This is a genomic window from Flavobacterium sp. S87F.05.LMB.W.Kidney.N (assembly GCF_004366435.1).
GTDB lineage: Bacteria > Bacteroidota > Bacteroidia > Flavobacteriales > Flavobacteriaceae > Flavobacterium.
In genome coordinates this window covers 348,624-365,531 of sequence record NZ_SODX01000004.1, presented here as the reverse complement: position 1 = coordinate 365,531, position 16,908 = coordinate 348,624, and the positions used below count along the sequence as shown (strand labels likewise).

Here is a 16,908-nt window from a genome sequence, read left to right as displayed (position 1 = left end):
AATAGTATTATGATTCCCAGTCGATTATTATTTTACCAATATGGCTTCCGTGTTCCATACATTCATGAGCGCTTACAGCATCGCGATGGGAAAACGTTTTGTAGATAACAGGCCTGAATTTACCATTTTCAATTAATGGCCAGACATTTTTAAATACTTCTGCGGCTAATCGTTTTTTGTATTCGTAATTTCGTGCACGCAGTGTACTTCCTGAGATCGTAATTCTTTTTAGCATTAACTGCCAAATATCAAGCTCTACGTTTTTACCATTTTCTGCATTGATATGAATAAGCCTTCCTTCTTCGTTTAAAATAGAAAGATTCTTTTGAAAATAGGTTCCCGCTATCATATCAAGAATAACATCTACACCTTTGGTTTTTAAAATTTCTTCAAAGTCTTCTTTTTTATAATTTATAGAAAGATCAGCACCTAATTCATAACAATATTGTGCTTTTTCATCTGAACCAACTGTCGTAATGACCTTTGAACCAAAAGCATGAGCGATCTGAATCGCTGTAATTCCTATACCGCTGCTGCCTCCGTGAACTAATAAAGTTTCGTCTGGTTTTAATTTTCCTCGTTCAAAAATATTAGACCAGACTGTAAATACCGTTTCAGGCAGACTGGCTGCTTCTATAAAATTTAAGCCTTTAGGAATGGGTAAACACTGACCTTCTTTTACAGTAACATATGCTGCATAACCTCCCCCAGAAAGCAAGGCACAAACGTGATCGCCTTTTTTCCATTGCGTAACTTCTGGACCACAGTCTACGATAATTCCAGATACTTCGAGACCTGGAATTTCATTAGAAGTACTGCTTGGAGCAGCATATTTTCCCTGGCGCTGCAAAATGTCACTTCTGTTAATGCCTGAAGCTTTTACCTGAATTAAAACTTCATTTTGCGATGGAATTAAATCAGGAACCTCGACCAATTGCAAAACTTCAGGCCCTCCAAATTTTGAGATGGTAATAGCTTTCATAATCTAATTTTTTTAAAAAGGTAGATTATATTTTCCAAATAGCGCTTTGTTCTCAATACTTTTTGCAAACAGCGGTGTTTCTTCATGATTATGGGCGTCAGAAGCATCCTGTCTTGCTTTTGCAGCATCGGCTAGAGAAATTCCGTGTTGTTTGATGAAATCTAAAAATTCAGGAGTCGCGGTTGCATGAATGGTATTAGTAAATTTTGTTGTTGTATCATCTATTTTTTCTGCTTTCAACTCCCAAAGAACCTGTACTTTAGATCTTCCGCCTGCAGTAATAGTATCAGAAATTGAAAGCATTCGGCAGTAATCAGCACGATATTCATCAAAAATATAATGCTGTACAACAAGTGCTGTTCCCACATATTCTACATTAATAGACATCGGTATACCTTCAAAATTAGAAGTTATTCCAGCAGCAATATGGTTAACAGAACAACGTTGATATTCTGCATCCGGCAGGTTAAGCAGCCAGTCGGCAATATTAATTTTTTCAATTGGAGCATTAATTATTGCTGAAACAATTGATGCTGATAATGCGTTTTCGGGTGTTTGTAAAATTTCCATCTTTTCTGTTTTTTAAATTAACTTATGTCAAAGTTCTGCAATATAAACCAATCGTGGAAATGAAATTTTTAGATGTATTCGATCGAAATTTTCGATTTAGAGTTGTACTTTTATAAAAAATTAAAGAAAATGGAACTTCGTCAATTGAAATACTTTGTCCGCGCGGCAGAACTTTTAAATTTTACACAGGCTGCAGATGATTTATACATTACTCAAAGTACATTATCTCATCAAATAAAAGAATTAGAAAATTCATTAACGGTTCTTCTCTTTGACAGAGTAGGAAAGAGGGTTAAACTTACGGAAGCGGGTGAAATTATGCTGGATTACGCCCGAAAAACGATTCGTCAGGCAGAAGAAGGAAAGCAGGTTTTAATGGATTTGAATAATTTAAAAACCGGTAAAATAACTATTGGGTCCACTTACGGACTAGTAAATTTACTTCTTCAAACGATTACGGAGTTTAATGAGGAATTTCCAGATATTCAGATTCAGGTAGTGCTGGGCTCTACTTCAGAATTGCTTCAAAAAATACGCTTATATGAAATTGATTGTATGCTGTCTTTTATGCCTTCCTGTGAGGATCAACAGCTTGATATAATGCCATTATTCTCTGCCACTCTCTCTTTGATTCTTCATAAATCGCATCCGTGGAGTAAACTTAAAAAGATAGGGCTTCAAAAAATTACTGAATTAAACTTAGTGCTGCCATCTCCAACTTACAGTATCAGAAATTTTCTGGATGAAACGCTTCTAAAAAATAACATAAAATTGAAGGCAAAAATAGAGATCAATGATATTCATAGTCTATTGGAACTGGTTAATACAAAAAAATGGTTTACTGTATTAATGAATTCTTCCTTATTTGATTTCTCTGAACTTGTTGCAGTTCCAATTGAAGGTAAAAACATGAGCCATGAGGCAACTTTAATATTTCCTTCGGGAATTTACCGCAAAGCTTCACTCTCACTTTTTAATGACTTATTAAAGAAAAAGATTGCTGTGATGAATTTAAAAAAGGCGTAAATTCATATGATTTGTTTTTAGCACTTAGTAAATAAAAAGAAAATAGCTTTTAACTTATTGGCTGACTTTGAAAATCAATCCATTCTAATTTAATGTCACAAATGTTATTTTGTTTAATATTTTTCGAAAATAATTAAACAAATTCTTATCTTTAACATGGATATCGAACGTTATCTCAATTAATAAAAGAAGAATAAATTGTTTTTACATTAAAAAAATAAGTAGTTCAATAAGAAAAATGAAAAAAATTGTCATCATCGGGGGAAGCAGAGGAATTGGCAATGCTATTTTGCAGCAGCAGCTTGAAAAACATTTAGTGTATAATATCAGTCGGACTATTCCAGATTTTTCCCATCCTAATTTGATTCATTTTTCAGTTGATGTGCTGCAGGATGAATTGCCTGATATTGAAATTATTGATGCTTTAGTATATTGTCCAGGATCAATAAATCTCAAACCTATTTTAAGTTTAAGCATTGACGATTTTAGAAACGATTTTGAAATTAATGTGATAGGTGCCGTTAAAGTGATTCAGCATTTTCTGCCTGCATTAAAGAAAGGGAAAAATCCCTCAATTGTATTATTTAGTACCGTTGCGGCAAAACTCGGAATGCCTTTTCACTCCAGTATTGCGGCATCAAAATCAGGGGTAGAGGGACTCACTAAATCACTAGGTGCGGAACTTGCTCCTTTGGTTCGAATCAATGCTATTGCTCCCACAATTACAGAGACTTCGTTATCTGCTTCTATTTTAAGAAACGATCGCATGAAGGAAAATATGATGGAACGGCATCCTATGAAAAATTACCTAAAACCACAGGAAGTTGCTCGTATGGCAGATTATCTGATATCTGAAGATGCCGCTTCAATTTCGGGACAGATTTTCCCGATGGACTATGGACTGGTGAGCTTTAAATTATAAAGATAACTTAAGAAATGAAAATTCTTTTAACAGGCGCTACAGGTTATATCGGCAAGAGGCTTTTGCCCTTGTTATTAAGTCATGGAAATGAGGTAGTTTGCTGTGTAAGAGATAAAAGCAGGTTTCATTTTCCTGAAAACTTTATAAATAAAATAGAGGTTGTCGAAGTTGATTTTCTGGATCCTGAAAGCATTAAAAATATTCCCGATGATATTGATGCGGCTTATTACCTCATACATTCCATGTCCGGTGCTTCTAATTATGATGAACTCGAAAGTATTTCGGCAAATTATTTCATTGAAAAAATAAACCAGACAAATGCAAAACAGATCATTTACCTTAGCGGAATTGTAAATGACCAATCATTATCCAAGCATTTATCATCAAGAAAGGCAGTTGAAGAAATTTTAAAAACTGCTTCAGTACCATCGACTGTGCTCAGAGCGGGAATTATAGTAGGATCAGGAAGTGCATCTTTTGAAATAATACGGGATCTGGTTGATAAACTGCCGATTATGATTACTCCAAAATGGCTCAATACTAAATGCCAGCCAATTGCAATCAGCGATGTTTTAGAATTCTTAATTCGGTCACTCTTAAATCCATTAACTTATAATCAAAGTTTTGACATTGGAGGACCTGATGTATTGACTTATAAAGAAATGCTCTTGGAGTTTGCCAAAGCAAAAAAACTAAAGAGGTATATTTTTACGGTACCGGTCATGACTCCAAAATTATCTTCGTATTGGCTTTATTTTGTAACCTCAACTTCTTTTAAACTCGCCTCTGCGTTGGTTAGCAGTATGAAAGTAGAGGTAATCTGCCGCGATAATAATATTAATAGTATACTGGGAGTTAAACCTATTACTTACCGCCAGGCATTAGAAAGAGCTTTGAAAAAGATTAGTGAAGATGACATCATTTCGAGCTGGAAAGATTCGCAGGTAAGCGGACGGTTTAAGGGTACTGTTTCTCAATATCTTAAAGTTCCAAAAAAGGACTGTTATATTGATAGAAGGAAAAGAACCATAATAAATAGGGAATATACAATTGCACGAATTTGGTCTATAGGCGGCGAAACCGGATGGTATTATGCCGATTGGCTCTGGGAGTTACGTGGATTCATCGATAAAATTTTTGGAGGTGTCGGTACTCGAAGAGGAAGGACAAATAAAAATGAAATACATGCAGGAGATGCACTTGATTTCTGGCGGGTTGTATATGCCAATAAATCTGAAGGAAAATTGATTTTATACGCCGAGATGAAACTGCCTGGTGAAGCCTGGCTTGAATTTAAAATAATCAATAATACTTTATACCAAGCTGCCACTTTTAAGCCGGAAGGTCTTATGGGAAAAATATACTGGTATTCCGTTCTGCCGTTTCACGGTTTTATTTTTGACGGCATGCTTAAAAAATTAATTTAGTTAAGTACGAATGATTTGTTGAACTGGTTAAAATGAAAAAGCACCTGTTTTAGGCAGGTGCTTTTTATAAACTTGTTCTATAGTATGTTATGCTATCACTACGTTTACTGCGTTTGGACCTCTACGGCCTTCTTCTATGTCGTATCGAACTGAATCGTTTTCACGAATGTTTTCTGATAAACCAGATACATGAACAAAAACTTCGTTTCCGCCATTATTAGGTGTTATAAATCCGAAACCTTTTTCTTCATTGAAGAATTTTACTGTACCTTCTTGCATATTAAATATTTAATTTGTTCAAATGTAACGTATTAAATATTGGAAAGTGCCTTTAAAATTTTTAATTATGTTTTTATTAACTTTTAGCCGCAAGTGTTTGGATTAATACTTAGCAGATAAAATCTACTTGTACATTCTTTTGCCAAATAAATACAAAAACAGATTTACTGGATTTTTTTGTATCTAAATACGTACTTTCTTACTCCTGAAATTAGTAGTAATTATTCAACTTTACAGTATCTATTACAACAGGACTAACGCCATAGATGCTTATCGTACTGAACAATAAAAATTCAAACAAATTTTTCAAGTTCAGGATCATTTTTATGATCGTATCAAAATAAAAACCTTGTTTTTGTTTGCGTAACCATGGATGCTCATTTTAAGGATTAGAGTAAGCTTCTGTTCAGTTTCAAATGCTGTGATAAGATTAATTATTTACTAACTATTAATTTTTTTAAAATGAAAAAAGCCTTAAAATTTTCAAGTTTGCTGGTTATTATGGCATTAGTGTTTAGTTCCTGTGAAAAGGAGCAAGATTTGAATGAGCCGCAAAGCGTTCAAAAGGATGAATTGCAGGTTGTTGAAAACGGCAGCGTAGCGGGTAATGATGCTCCAGCAGGCAGTACTACTGCAAAAGGTACTGCTGGATCAAGAACGATTACATTGCAGACAAATACATTGTCATGTCCTGGTGGTTTGTGCACCTCTTATGGTGTTTGGTCAACAGGGGTTTACACCGTTTGGTTCCAGATGAGATTTAATTCTGGATTTTATTGGAGCAGAGGTGGTAAATGTGGATATGGAATTCTAATTGGGGATCAAAATACCGGCGGTGACCCAGGATGGGATGGCAATGGAGGCAGTGCCAGATTTATGTGGTATTGCCCAAGTGGGTCAAACACCGCGAAAGGAAGTGGCGCTTATTTGCAGCCGTATGTTTATTACAAAGATCAGCCGGGCCAATTTGGTAATGATTTTGGAAAGAAATACTACATACAAGAGGGAGTGACCTATAATTGTCAAATATCTGTTAAGTTAAATACTGGATCAAATACTAACGGATATGTGAAATACTATGTTAACGGTACCGAGATATTGAATCAGACAATTCGATGGGTGACAAACGATGCTAAGCGAAATGTGAATGCAGTAAGTCTGCACACCTTCCGTGGCGGAAGTCAAAATTACTGGACAGCTCCTGTAACAAGTTCTATTTACTATCCTAGCGCGTCTTGGGATGCGCAATAGAATTTATATGCTATAAAACAATATCGTTAAAAAGTATATAACAGCATTACATAAAAAAACGGATCATAGCTTAACCTATGATCCGTTTTTAAATTAAAGTCTATTAATTTATGAATTACCATATAGATTTGATTCTCCACCATCAATTGCAATTGTCTGACCGTTTACATACTGACACTCATCGCTAAGAAGAAAGGCCACGAGGTTACCCACATCTTCAGGTTTACCTAATTTTCTTGTAGGGTTTCTTTGTGCGTATGTTGTTTCAGCTGCTTTCGGGTCGGCTGGGTTTACCTGTTTAAAAGCTTCAGCCACCATTGGGGTTAGGATAGCACCAGGTGCGATTGCATTGGTAAATATTCCATCTTTACCATATTCAATGGCTGCATTTTTTGTCATACCAGAAACAGCATGTTTACTTGCTACATATGGCATTTGATTAATAACACCTCTAATTCCACCTACTGAAGCTACGTTTACAATTTTTCCTCCACCTTGTTTCTGCATTACAGGAATTACGTATTTCAGACCGTAATAGACACCCATAAGGTTAATATCGATTACTTTTTTAAAAATATTGATATCGTAGTCAACTAGTGGTGCCTGTTTCCCTTCAATACCTGCATTGTTGTAGAATCCATCAATACGGCCAAACTCTTCAACTGTTTTGTCTACATAATTTTTGACCGCCTGTTCATCTGAAACGTCAGCGACTATAGTTATGATTTTTGCAGCTGGTGCGACTGACTGGATTTCTGCTTTTGCTTTTTCGAGTGCTTCGGCGTTGTAATCTACTATAGAAAGGTTGGCTCCTTTTAATGCTACGGCTTTACTTGCTGCAAGTCCCAGCCCCATAGCTGCACCTGTAATTATGATTGTTTTGTCTTTAAAAATGCTCATGATATATAGTATTAAATGTATTAATGAAAAATTTGTGATTTAAAGTTTAAAATTGTTTGTTCATGCCCCTCCATATCATATCAAAGTAGTCATCCACGAGTTTTTGGCTTAATGGGAACAACTTTTGGATAATCCCTGTGGAGCAGGAGCGTACCGCCCCATCAAAAAAGCTGATAAGCATAATTGCATCCAGTTCTTTTATAATTCCTTCCTGCTGCCCTTTTTCTAAAAGATCATATAGTGGTTTATTCTGCATTTCATATTCTGCAAGTTGTTTGGAGAAATTCAGCTGTATGTATCCAGACTGTTGATACTGATCGATAAATATAGTTTCGTCATAATTTTTTAACCTATAGTTCAGCATATTGATATAAATCTTCTTAAGTGATTCCTTTACAGGTAGATTAATATCAAAGTCCTGATACATTGCCTGTGTCATTTTATCTTCTACCGCTGCATAGGCCGACTGTACGACCTCTTCTTTATTTTTGAAATAGATATAAAGGGTTCCTACAGCAACTCCAGCTATTTTACTTATACCTGAAATATTAACACTTGCCAATCCCTGTCTGCCTGTAAGTGCATAAACAGATTTTAAAATTTTCTCTCTTTTAAAAGGGTCTAAAGGTCTCATATAGTAAAGTTAAATGAATTAATATTCATTTAAGCATAAAAATGAAAATTATAACTTTTTTTTAAGGAGTTGGTTTAAGATGGTTAAGTAGAAATAAGATACAACAAAATCACATTTTCCAATTATGTAGGACCAGTCCTTTCGTTTTAAAATTATATCTATATTTACATTTACTAATACTTGTATAGTAATGGAAGAGCATAGACATGTAACTATTTACGATATTGCAGCGAGACTCAATCTGGCCACATCGACTATTTCAAGAGCCTTGAAAGACCATCATACTATAAGTGATAAGACTATTAAAAAAGTAAAAAAAACAGCTGAAGAAATGGGCTTTGTTCCTAATACTTTGGCTGCGGGATTAAGAGGCAACAAGTCTAAAACGATTGGTGTTTTAATTCCAACTATCACTCAGCCTTTCTTATCATCACTAATTAGCGGGATTGAAATTACAGCTAGAAAATCTGATTTTTCAGTTATTATTATGCAGTCGCACGATTCATATGATGAGGAAGTTAATATGGCAAAATCACTTTATAGCAGCAGGGTAAGCGGTGTTATTTGTTCGCTGGCAATGGAGACAAAAGATACTTCTCATTTTCAGCAGTTTTCAAATAATAACATACCTCTTGTATTTGTCGACCGAGTTCCCAAAGGCTATAATACTTTTAGGGTTGTAATTGATAATTATACCGCTGGTTATAAGGCAACAAAACATCTTATTGAACAAGGCTGTAAAAGAATAGCCCATATGACTGCAGGCGGAGAATTTGGTAATCTTTACAATGAAAGAAAAAGAGGTTATATTGATGCATTAACAGAACATGGTCTGCCACTGAAAGAGGAATTAATTATAAATCTAAAGGCAATGACCTATGATGATGGTGTAAAGGCTTGCAATAAGCTGTTTAATTTAAGACCACCGCCAGATGGTCTTTTTGCACCAGGAGATATTCTTGCTGTGAGTGCTGTGCAGACAGCCAAAAAGAGAGGTATTAAAGTGCCTCAGGATTTAGCTGTAATTGGCTTTAATAATGATCCTATTTCAGAAATAATCGAGCCCAATATTTCAACTATTACGCACCCTGCTGAAAAAATGGGAAAAGCAGCTGCAAATATTATTATAGATAATATCAAATCACTCAAGGAAGAAGAAGCCAAAGAAATAACTTTTCTTAATACAGAGGTTCTTATTCGCGAATCTTCAAAAAGATTATAATTTTTTATACTCAAAGAAAACTATTCTTTACTATTTAAATTATCATAGTCAGAGAGCGTTACAATCTGTTTAAAACGGTTTCTGATTTCGAAAGCATGTAAAAGTTAATTATATTCCGACATTTACGAAAATTGATTTTTTATTTTTTGAATAAATCTTCTTTCTCTTCTATAAAATTTAATTGTAAAAACCTTTCGTGTACTGCGAAAGGTTTTCTTTTTTGAAAAACAATCGATTGTTTTAGGTTGCATTTAATCTTTTTATTGACCTCTATTATAGAACAATATTTGTAATGTACTATTTTACTGGTAATTTTTAATGGTCTGAAACAACTAGAAGTAGTAAATCTTAATTTTTTTTAAATAAAAACCAAAATTTTATCTTTTTATATTTTCTTTAAGAATAAAGCAGTAGTGTCTTATTTTTATTAAATTTTGCTACAACGTTGTAGTTGTTTTTGATATATTATTAATATTTTGGGATTAATTATGAGATAATTATTTTTTTAGACGCTATTTTTTTTATAGTGTGTAAAAAATAATTACACAACCGATTGTGTTTGAAATATATTTTTTTACATTTGTAATAAATACACTTATAAGTAGTACTACATTTTAACCTTAAAAGTGTTAATGAAAACTTACTAACAAAAACCAATTTTAATAATTAAATCCATTTTTATGAATAATTTTTTTATTACAAGTAAATCGAAGCATTGCAAAGGCTTTGGTTTTTTGATCCTGTTGTTTTTGGCCTCATTTCAAATGAAGGCACAAACAACAGTTACAGGCACAGTTTCGGACGCAAGTGGTCCAATTCCTGGAGTGAATGTTACTTTAAAAGGAACAAAAAACGGGGTAAGCACTGGTTTCGATGGAAACTATCTTATAAGTGCTCCTTCAAATGGTGTACTCGTTTTTAGTTTTATAGGCTTCAAAAGCAAAGAAATTAATGTAAATGGACAAACTAAAATCAATGTACTTTTAGAGGAAGACTCAAATAACTTAAAAGAAGTGGTCGTTATTGGATATGGTACCCAAATTAAGGAAGCTGTTACAGGATCGGTTGCTTCATTGGGAGGGAAGGAATTAAATGAAGTGCCTGCGGCTAATATTACTCAAGCCTTGCAAGGAAGACTGCCTGGGGTTGAGATGACACAAACTTCTTCTAAACCTGGGGCAGCCATGCAGATCAGAATACGAGGAACAAGATCCCTTACAGGTAGTAATGATCCGTTGGTTGTACTCGATGGAGTTCCGTTTGCAGGTTCCATAGGAGATATTAATCCTGCAGATATTAAGTCGGTTGATATTCTAAAAGATGCTTCTGCAACTGCTATCTATGGTTCGCGTGGAGCTAATGGTGTAATTTTAGTGACTACCTTAAAAGGGAAAAAAAATCAAAAAGCAACATTTTCATACAACGGTTTTAGCGGAATAAAACAGGTTTTTTCAAGATATCCTATGATGGATGCCTCTAAATTCGAAGCACTTCGTGATTATACAGGCTTGTATGTAGATGGTGTTGACGAAAAAAGAAATGTAAATACAGACTGGCAGGATTTATTGTACGGTTCTGGAGAAATGATTAGTCACGATGTAAGTGTTTCGGGAGGAAGTGAAACGGGAGCTTACAATGCAGGTTTTGGATATTACAAAGAAGAATCAGTTCTTCCTGGTCAAAAATATGAGCGTTTCAGTCTTAGAGCAGGTTTAGACCAGCAGATTAACCGATCTATCCGCATAGGTTTTAATACCAATAGCAATTACAGCATTACAAATGGAGATAATATCGGAACAGGAACTATTCTAGGGACTTCACCGCTGGCTAATCCATACAATGCAGATGGTTCTCTGAAAAGAACAGTCAGCATGGCGGCTGATGATCAATGGGTTTACACCAGACAATCCATTAAAAGCTTAGGAGATTCTTATGTTAATCTAAATAGAGCTTTCAGTTCTTATAATAACATTTTTGCAGAAGTTAAAATTCCTGGTATTGACGGACTGAAATACAGACTTAATACTGGTTTAAATTTAAGAACATCAAATGCAGGATATTATGAAGGTCAGGGAGTTTTTGACGTTAACCCTACGACACTTTCTAATGCTGCAATAACAAATGGCTGGTCTACGCAATGGCTGCTGGAAAATTTAATCACTTATGATAAAACTTTTGCACAGAAACATACCGTGAATTTTGTAGGATTGTATTCAAACGAGCAGTATACAGGACAGAGTTCTAGAGTGACTCGAAACGGAATTACCTCTGATGCCTTCCAGTTTTATAATTTAGGACAAAGCGAGGAAGAAGCTGTAATTAACCCTGCAGATCAAGATTATACCCAATGGGGATTAACATCGTATATGGCAAGGTTAATGTACTCTTATGACAATCGTTACTTTATATCTGGAACAGTACGTTCCGATGGTTCATCAAGATTATCTCCTGGAAACAAATGGGTGACTTATCCTGCAGTTTCTGCTGGATGGACACTTTCAAATGAGTCATTCCTTAAAGATGTTAAAAGCATTAGCCTATTGAAATTGAGAGCAGGATATGGTGAAACTTCCAATCAGGCAGTATCTCCGTACGCAACTCTTGGAGCTTTAAGCACAAGACCATACAATTTCGGAAGTAATAATTCAACTGGAGTATATGTTACTGAGCTTCCAAATCCTAATTTGGGATGGGAGTTTTCAACTACATGGAACTACGGTTTAGATTTCGGATTTTTTAATAACCGTTTATCCGGTACAGTCGAATATTATAAAACAAATACCAAAAATCTATTGCAGCGAGTGGGACTGCCTGCAACATCTGGTGTGAGCAGCTATGTGGCAAATGTGGGAGAAACAGAGAACAAAGGTTATGAAATCTCGTTGAATGGAGTTATACTTGATAACCCTAATGGTGTTACATGGTCTGTTGGAGTTAATTTTTATAAAAATGAAAATAAGCTTGTTGCATTAGCCTCAGGGGCAAGCCGTGACGAAGCAAACAATTGGTTTGTTGGATATAATATTAATTCCATTTTTGATTATGAAAAGACTGGAATCTGGCAGGAAGGAGATCCGTATATGTCAATTTTAGAGCCAGGCCCAACAGGAATTAATCAGCAGGGAACAGTTGTAGGATCGATTAAAGTTAAATATACTGGAGAGTATAATCCAGACGGTTCACCAGCTCGTGCGATAAATGCAAGCGATCGCCAGATTATTGAAACAGATCCAGATTTTCAAGGAGGTTTCAATACCAATGTAACCTATAAAGGATTCGATTTTAATGCAGTAGGGGCATTTAAAAGCGGAGGAGTCTTAATCAGTACGCTGTATGGTGGAGCAAGTTATTTGAACTTATTAAACGGACGAAGAAGCAACGTTGATGTAGATTACTGGACTCCAGATAACAGAGATGCAGAATTCCCTAACCCAAGAGGTATCCGAAGTGGAGACAATCCTAAGTACATGTCAACAATGGGGTATTTTGATGCATCCTATGTAAAAATCAGGGCAATTACTCTTGGATATACTATCGATCAGACTTTTACAAGAAATCTGGGTATAGATAAATTAAGACTGTATTTTACAGCACAGAATCCGTTTGTTTTATTTTCTCCATATCATGATAAATCTGGAATGGATCCTGAAACTAATTCACTAGGTGATGAAAACCAGGCAGTAGCATCGTATCAAAGAAGATTCTCTGTTATTGGTACCAATACACCTACAACCAGAAATTATTTATTTGGACTTAATTTAACATTTTAATCAGATACAGACATGAAACGATATATTTTTAAAAATTTAATTATAGGGTCAACAGTGTTACTTTCATTAGCTGGCTGTTCAGATATATTAGAGGAAAAACCTCATGATTTTTACGAACCGGGTTACTTTAAAACAGAGCAGGGAGTTAAGCAGGGATTAACCTCTCATTATGCGCATTTACGCTGGATTTATGGTCAGGCTTATTTTTACAATTCCAGTCAGACGGGAACAGACGAGGCAACATATGCTCAGAGCGCTGACGGAAATTTTAAAGATCATGATTTATCAGGAGTAGGTATTATTAATCCAACGTCAAGCCGTTCAGATGTTTTGTGGAATAATTCGTATTATGATATTAATACTGCTAGTGGTATTATTGAGAATGGAGCTGCCGTAGGAGTTGCCAGCAGCTTAATTGCAGAATCTAAATTTTTTAGAGGTTTTGATTACTTTTTGCTGGTTCAGACTTTTGGAGGTGTGCCATTGGATTTAGGAGCTGGAGAATTAAAGTTTAATAGTAAGCCTTCAAGATATTCAAAACGTAACACGGTTCCAGAAGTGTATACAAAAGCTATTTTTCCAGATTTACTTGCTGCAGTTAATGATCTTCCTGATGCTCCAAGGCTCACAGGTACAGTAACCAAAACTGTTGCACGACTATTTTTGGCAAAGGCGTATCTTACTTATGGCTGGTGGCTGGAGAACCCTAATAATATTCCAACTTACCCAGACACTCCAAGAACAGATCCTGACGGACATAATGCGCAATGGTACTTTCAGGAGGCTTATAACATTGCTGTTGACGGAATAAATAATCCAGGTTCTTATGGATTGCTTGACTCTTATTATGATGTTAATGTGGGATCAAATGACAGAAATAAAGAAGTAATGCTGTATGCTGATCATACAGAGAGCAGTGAATATTACAATGGAGCAAGTCTTACTTATGGAAGCGGTGGTGCCCCAGATAACTTTTCTGGGTGGATGGTTACGTGGAATTATACTGCTATTAGAAGCAAAAACGGAACAGCAGCAGTTTCATCAGTACAAAGAGAAGCAAATCAATTTTTAGGACGCCCATGGACAAGAATGGCTCCGCCTATTGAAGTTTTTACCAATACATTCGCAGATAAGATTAATGATTCTAGATATGACGGAACATTTGCAACAGTTTTCAGAGGCAATTGGAATCTTCAGGGAACAGGTCTTACAGGCGTGGCAACGCTAACCAATGCAAATGGTTTGACAATTAAGCCAGGTGATGCTGTTTTAACTTTCCTTGATGACGAACCACTAACTCCAATAACTTATCCTTCAGGACAAGGAGACAGCGGAGTTGGAGCGGGAGTTCTTCCAGGTAGAGCTGATTATGTGATTTCTCCAAAAGGAATAAGCAGAATAGTATACCCAGGTTTTTGGAAATTAGGTCCTTACAGAACAGATAATGCAGGAGGACTAGGACAGCCTAACGCTGGAAGTACAAGACCATTTCCTGTAGCAAAATTTTCAGAATTATATCTTGTTGCCGCCGAAGCTGCAGTGAAAGGAGCAACAGGATCTTTAAGCGCTAGGTCACTTGTAAATGTATTGAGAGCCAGAGCCGGAAAATGGAGATGGAACAATAATGGAAATACCACAAAAATACAGGATAACAGCGCGGCTATGACAAGTGCAACTCCAGCTGTAATTGATATTAACTACATTCTTGCCGAACGCTCACGCGAGTTTTTTGGAGAAGGATACCGTTGGTATGACTTAGTGAGAACACAGAAGTGGAATGAAATTGCTGGAAAATACTCTATAGGAGGTTCTAACTATGGACAACACACACCAGAAGTAGTGACCAGAACAATTGAACCACATCATTATCTAAGACCTATTCCACAGGCGCAGATTGATGGAATGGAAATGTCAGCTGATGAAAAAGCTGCATATCAGAATCCAGGGTATTAAGTTCTATCTTATAAACTAATTGTATACAGATAGAGATAAAGTCTTATGGTTTATTTAAGTTAGTTTTAATAAAAAGCCGGGAGTATCCATCTCGGCTTTTTAATATTTTTCGAATATATTTTAATAAATACAATACAATGATCAAGAAAAAAAAGTTTCTCCTATCAGTTGCAGCTTTGTTTTGCTCTGTCTTTATTCATGCTCAGGGAAGCACAGTTTCAAAAATGAAAAACAGTAAAAAGCCTATTTTTTCTAAGGTTTATTATATGGGAGACGACCAGATTTATAAAAACAATCCCTTAAAAGAGGATGAATTTTATTCGCCAATTCTACAAGGATGTTATCCTGATCCGGCTATTACAAGAAAAGGTGACGACTATTACATGGTATGTTCTTCATTTGCGATGTTTCCAGGAGTGCCGATTTTTCATTCTAAAGATTTGGTAAACTGGACAGATTTAGGTGGGGTATTAAACAAAGTTTCAGAGTTTAATCCTCATGATACTGGTATCAGTGCAGGAGTTTATGCACCAGGCATTACTTATAACCCTCATAATGATACTTTCTATATGATTGTAACGGCTTTTACTGGTAATATGGGAAATATTATTGTAAAAACGAAAGATCCTAAAAAAGGATGGGGAAGCCCGATTAAATTAGCTTTTAACGGAATTGATCCTTCTATTTTCTTTGATGATAACGGCAAAGGTTATGTGGTACACAATGATGCTCCTGATAAAGGAAAAGAATTGTACAGCGGACATCGTGTAATTAAAGTTTGGGAATATGATTTAGAAAAAGATCAGGTAATTCCAGGGACAGATAAAATTATAGTGGATGGCGGAGTTGATCTTTCAAAGAAACCTATCTGGATTGAAGCTCCTCATTTATACAAAAAAGACAATCATTATTATTTAATGTGTGCCGAAGGAGGTACAGGAGGAAATCATAGTGAGGTAGTTTTTATTAGTGATAGTCCAAAAGGGCCTTTTAAACCATCATCTAATAATCCAATCCTTACTCAAAGATATTTCCCTCAAAACAGACCAAACAAAGTAGATTGGGCAGGACATGCTGATTTAGTGCTTGGACCTGATAATAAATATTACGGTGTATTTCTAGGAATTCGTCCAAACGAAAAAGACAGAGTAAATGCAGGACGCGAAACATTTATACTTCCGGTAGATTGGTCAGGTACTTTTCCTGTTTTTGAAAATGGCTTGGTTCCAATGGGGCCAAAATTAAAAATGCCAAATGGAGTAGTAAACAAAACTGGTAAAGATGGTTTTTTCCCTAATGGAAATTTTACATTTACAGAGAATTTCACCTCAGAAAAGTTAGATTACAGATGGATAGGATTACGAGGCCCAAGAGAGCATTTTATTTCTATTGTTAAAAAAGGATTACAGATTAATCCATTTCCTGTAAATATCCAAGAATTAAAACCAACCTCTACATTATTTTACAGACAGCAGCACAATACTTTTTCTTTTGAAACTACATTAGAGTTTAAACCAGAATCTGAAAAAGATCTGGCAGGAATTGTATGTCTGCAGAATGAACGCTATAATTATGTTTTTGGAGTAACTAAAAAAGGAAAAGATACTTATATACTGCTGGAAAGAACAGAAAATGGACAGTCAGCAATTGTGTCAAGTGCAAAAATAGAAATTAAAGGAGCATTACGCCTTCAAGTTAAAGCTGCTGGAGATAGTTATCAGTTTAGTTACGCATTAAATGGTGCGGATTTTCAAAATCTGGGAAGCGCAGTTTCAGGGGATATCCTTTCAACAAACGTAGCTGGCGGATTTACAGGAGCTTTGGTAGGCTTATATGCCACTTCATTTAATAACGCGCATCCGAAATAGAATTTTTCAAACGCTCATTATTGATAAAAAGAAGAGTTTAAGGAAAGAGAAGTACTTCATCACTGTGCTTTTTGAAAAAAATAAAGATGTTTTAAATTAACAGG

The 16,908-nt window shown here is 35.4% G+C and carries 13 protein-coding genes; 8 read left to right on the top strand and 5 right to left on the bottom strand.

Annotation, left to right across the window (positions count from 1 at the left end):
- Positions 1-7 precede the first annotated feature (7 nt).
- Together EDB96_RS14100 and EDB96_RS14095 are read right to left on the bottom strand one after the other, a co-directional pair.
- A complete protein-coding gene (locus EDB96_RS14100) occupies positions 8-982 on the bottom strand; it encodes an NAD(P)H-quinone oxidoreductase (RefSeq protein WP_134141464.1) in 975 nt (324 codons plus the stop codon).
- A 12-nt stretch (positions 983-994) separates the two neighbouring features.
- A complete protein-coding gene (locus EDB96_RS14095; protein WP_134141463.1) occupies positions 995-1,552 on the bottom strand; it encodes a hypothetical protein in 558 nt (185 codons plus the stop codon).
- Between the two features lie 129 nt (positions 1,553-1,681).
- Here EDB96_RS14095 and EDB96_RS14090 point away from each other — a divergent pair, with 129 nt between their 5' ends.
- The 3 genes from EDB96_RS14090 to EDB96_RS14080 all read left to right on the top strand — a co-directional run bounded on the left by EDB96_RS14090 (position 1,682) and on the right by EDB96_RS14080 (position 4,927).
- Positions 1,682-2,578 (top strand): LysR family transcriptional regulator, encoded by an 897-nt coding sequence (locus EDB96_RS14090; RefSeq protein ID WP_166669309.1) that lies wholly within the window; start codon positions 1,682-1,684, stop codon positions 2,576-2,578.
- 238 nt (positions 2,579-2,816) lie between these two features.
- Positions 2,817-3,500, top strand: coding sequence for an SDR family NAD(P)-dependent oxidoreductase (locus EDB96_RS14085; RefSeq protein ID WP_134141459.1), 684 nt, complete (start codon positions 2,817-2,819; stop codon positions 3,498-3,500).
- A gap of 14 nt (positions 3,501-3,514) precedes the next feature.
- Positions 3,515-4,927, top strand: coding sequence for an SDR family oxidoreductase (locus EDB96_RS14080; RefSeq protein WP_134141457.1), 1,413 nt, complete (start codon positions 3,515-3,517; stop codon positions 4,925-4,927).
- Between the two features lie 87 nt (positions 4,928-5,014).
- On the opposite strand, the gene EDB96_RS14075 is transcribed toward EDB96_RS14080, so the two are convergent.
- Complete coding sequence (locus tag EDB96_RS14075) at positions 5,015-5,206, bottom strand: cold-shock protein (protein ID WP_057118174.1); 192 nt, start codon at positions 5,204-5,206, stop codon at positions 5,015-5,017.
- 501 nt (positions 5,207-5,707) lie between these two features.
- Between EDB96_RS14075 and EDB96_RS14070 the strand changes: the two genes are divergently transcribed.
- Positions 5,708-6,457 (top strand): polysaccharide lyase, encoded by a 750-nt coding sequence (locus tag EDB96_RS14070; protein ID WP_243839349.1) that lies wholly within the window; start codon positions 5,708-5,710, stop codon positions 6,455-6,457.
- 108 nt (positions 6,458-6,565) lie between these two features.
- On the opposite strand, the gene EDB96_RS14065 is transcribed toward EDB96_RS14070, so the two are convergent.
- Both EDB96_RS14065 and EDB96_RS14060 read right to left on the bottom strand, forming a co-directional pair.
- Positions 6,566-7,357 carry a glucose 1-dehydrogenase gene (locus EDB96_RS14065; RefSeq protein ID WP_134141454.1) on the bottom strand — a complete coding sequence of 264 codons (792 nt, stop codon included), beginning with the start codon at positions 7,355-7,357 and terminating at the stop codon, positions 6,566-6,568.
- Positions 7,358-7,403: 46 nt separating this feature from the next.
- Positions 7,404-7,991, bottom strand: a complete 588-nt coding sequence (locus tag EDB96_RS14060) for a TetR/AcrR family transcriptional regulator (RefSeq protein ID WP_057118168.1) — start codon at positions 7,989-7,991, stop codon at positions 7,404-7,406.
- 190 nt (positions 7,992-8,181) lie between these two features.
- On the opposite strand from EDB96_RS14060, the gene EDB96_RS14055 reads away from it, so the two are divergent.
- The 4 genes from EDB96_RS14055 (at position 8,182) to EDB96_RS14040 (ending at position 16,804) form a co-directional block, all read left to right on the top strand.
- Entirely contained in the window at positions 8,182-9,213 is a 1,032-nt protein-coding gene (locus EDB96_RS14055) for a LacI family DNA-binding transcriptional regulator (RefSeq protein WP_134141453.1), read from the top strand.
- A 680-nt stretch (positions 9,214-9,893) separates the two neighbouring features.
- Positions 9,894-12,983 carry a SusC/RagA family TonB-linked outer membrane protein gene (locus tag EDB96_RS14050; protein ID WP_134141451.1) on the top strand — a complete coding sequence of 1,030 codons (3,090 nt, stop codon included), beginning with the start codon at positions 9,894-9,896 and terminating at the stop codon, positions 12,981-12,983.
- Between the two features lie 12 nt (positions 12,984-12,995).
- The gene (locus EDB96_RS14045) at positions 12,996-14,936 is read left to right on the top strand and encodes a RagB/SusD family nutrient uptake outer membrane protein (protein WP_057118161.1); all 1,941 of its coding nucleotides are present in this window, start codon (positions 12,996-12,998) and stop codon (positions 14,934-14,936) included.
- A gap of 137 nt (positions 14,937-15,073) precedes the next feature.
- Positions 15,074-16,804 carry a glycoside hydrolase family 43 protein gene (locus EDB96_RS14040; protein ID WP_134141450.1) on the top strand — a complete coding sequence of 577 codons (1,731 nt, stop codon included), beginning with the start codon at positions 15,074-15,076 and terminating at the stop codon, positions 16,802-16,804.
- Positions 16,805-16,908 lie beyond the last annotated feature (104 nt).

Excerpts from the sequence above, each read along its gene's own strand:
- EDB96_RS14080 (WP_134141457.1), top strand. The coding sequence starts at position 3,515 with ATGAAAATTCTTTTAACAGGCGCTACAGGTTATATCGGCAAGAGGCTT.
- EDB96_RS14050 (WP_134141451.1), top strand. The coding sequence starts at position 9,894 with ATGAATAATTTTTTTATTACAAGTAAATCGAAGCATTGCAAAGGCTTT.
- EDB96_RS14070 (WP_243839349.1), top strand. The coding sequence starts at position 5,708 with ATGGCATTAGTGTTTAGTTCCTGTGAAAAGGAGCAAGATTTGAATGAG.
- EDB96_RS14075 (WP_057118174.1), bottom strand. The coding sequence starts at position 5,206 with ATGCAAGAAGGTACAGTAAAATTCTTCAATGAAGAAAAAGGTTTCGGA.
- EDB96_RS14045 (WP_057118161.1), top strand. The coding sequence starts at position 12,996 with ATGAAACGATATATTTTTAAAAATTTAATTATAGGGTCAACAGTGTTA.
- EDB96_RS14040 (WP_134141450.1), top strand. The coding sequence starts at position 15,074 with ATGATCAAGAAAAAAAAGTTTCTCCTATCAGTTGCAGCTTTGTTTTGC.
- EDB96_RS14090 (WP_166669309.1), top strand. The coding sequence starts at position 1,682 with ATGGAACTTCGTCAATTGAAATACTTTGTCCGCGCGGCAGAACTTTTA.
- EDB96_RS14065 (WP_134141454.1), bottom strand. The coding sequence starts at position 7,357 with ATGAGCATTTTTAAAGACAAAACAATCATAATTACAGGTGCAGCTATG.
- EDB96_RS14095 (WP_134141463.1), bottom strand. The coding sequence starts at position 1,552 with ATGGAAATTTTACAAACACCCGAAAACGCATTATCAGCATCAATTGTT.
- EDB96_RS14060 (WP_057118168.1), bottom strand. The coding sequence starts at position 7,991 with ATGAGACCTTTAGACCCTTTTAAAAGAGAGAAAATTTTAAAATCTGTT.
- EDB96_RS14085 (WP_134141459.1), top strand. The coding sequence starts at position 2,817 with ATGAAAAAAATTGTCATCATCGGGGGAAGCAGAGGAATTGGCAATGCT.
- EDB96_RS14100 (WP_134141464.1), bottom strand. The coding sequence starts at position 982 with ATGAAAGCTATTACCATCTCAAAATTTGGAGGGCCTGAAGTTTTGCAA.
- EDB96_RS14055 (WP_134141453.1), top strand. The coding sequence starts at position 8,182 with ATGGAAGAGCATAGACATGTAACTATTTACGATATTGCAGCGAGACTC.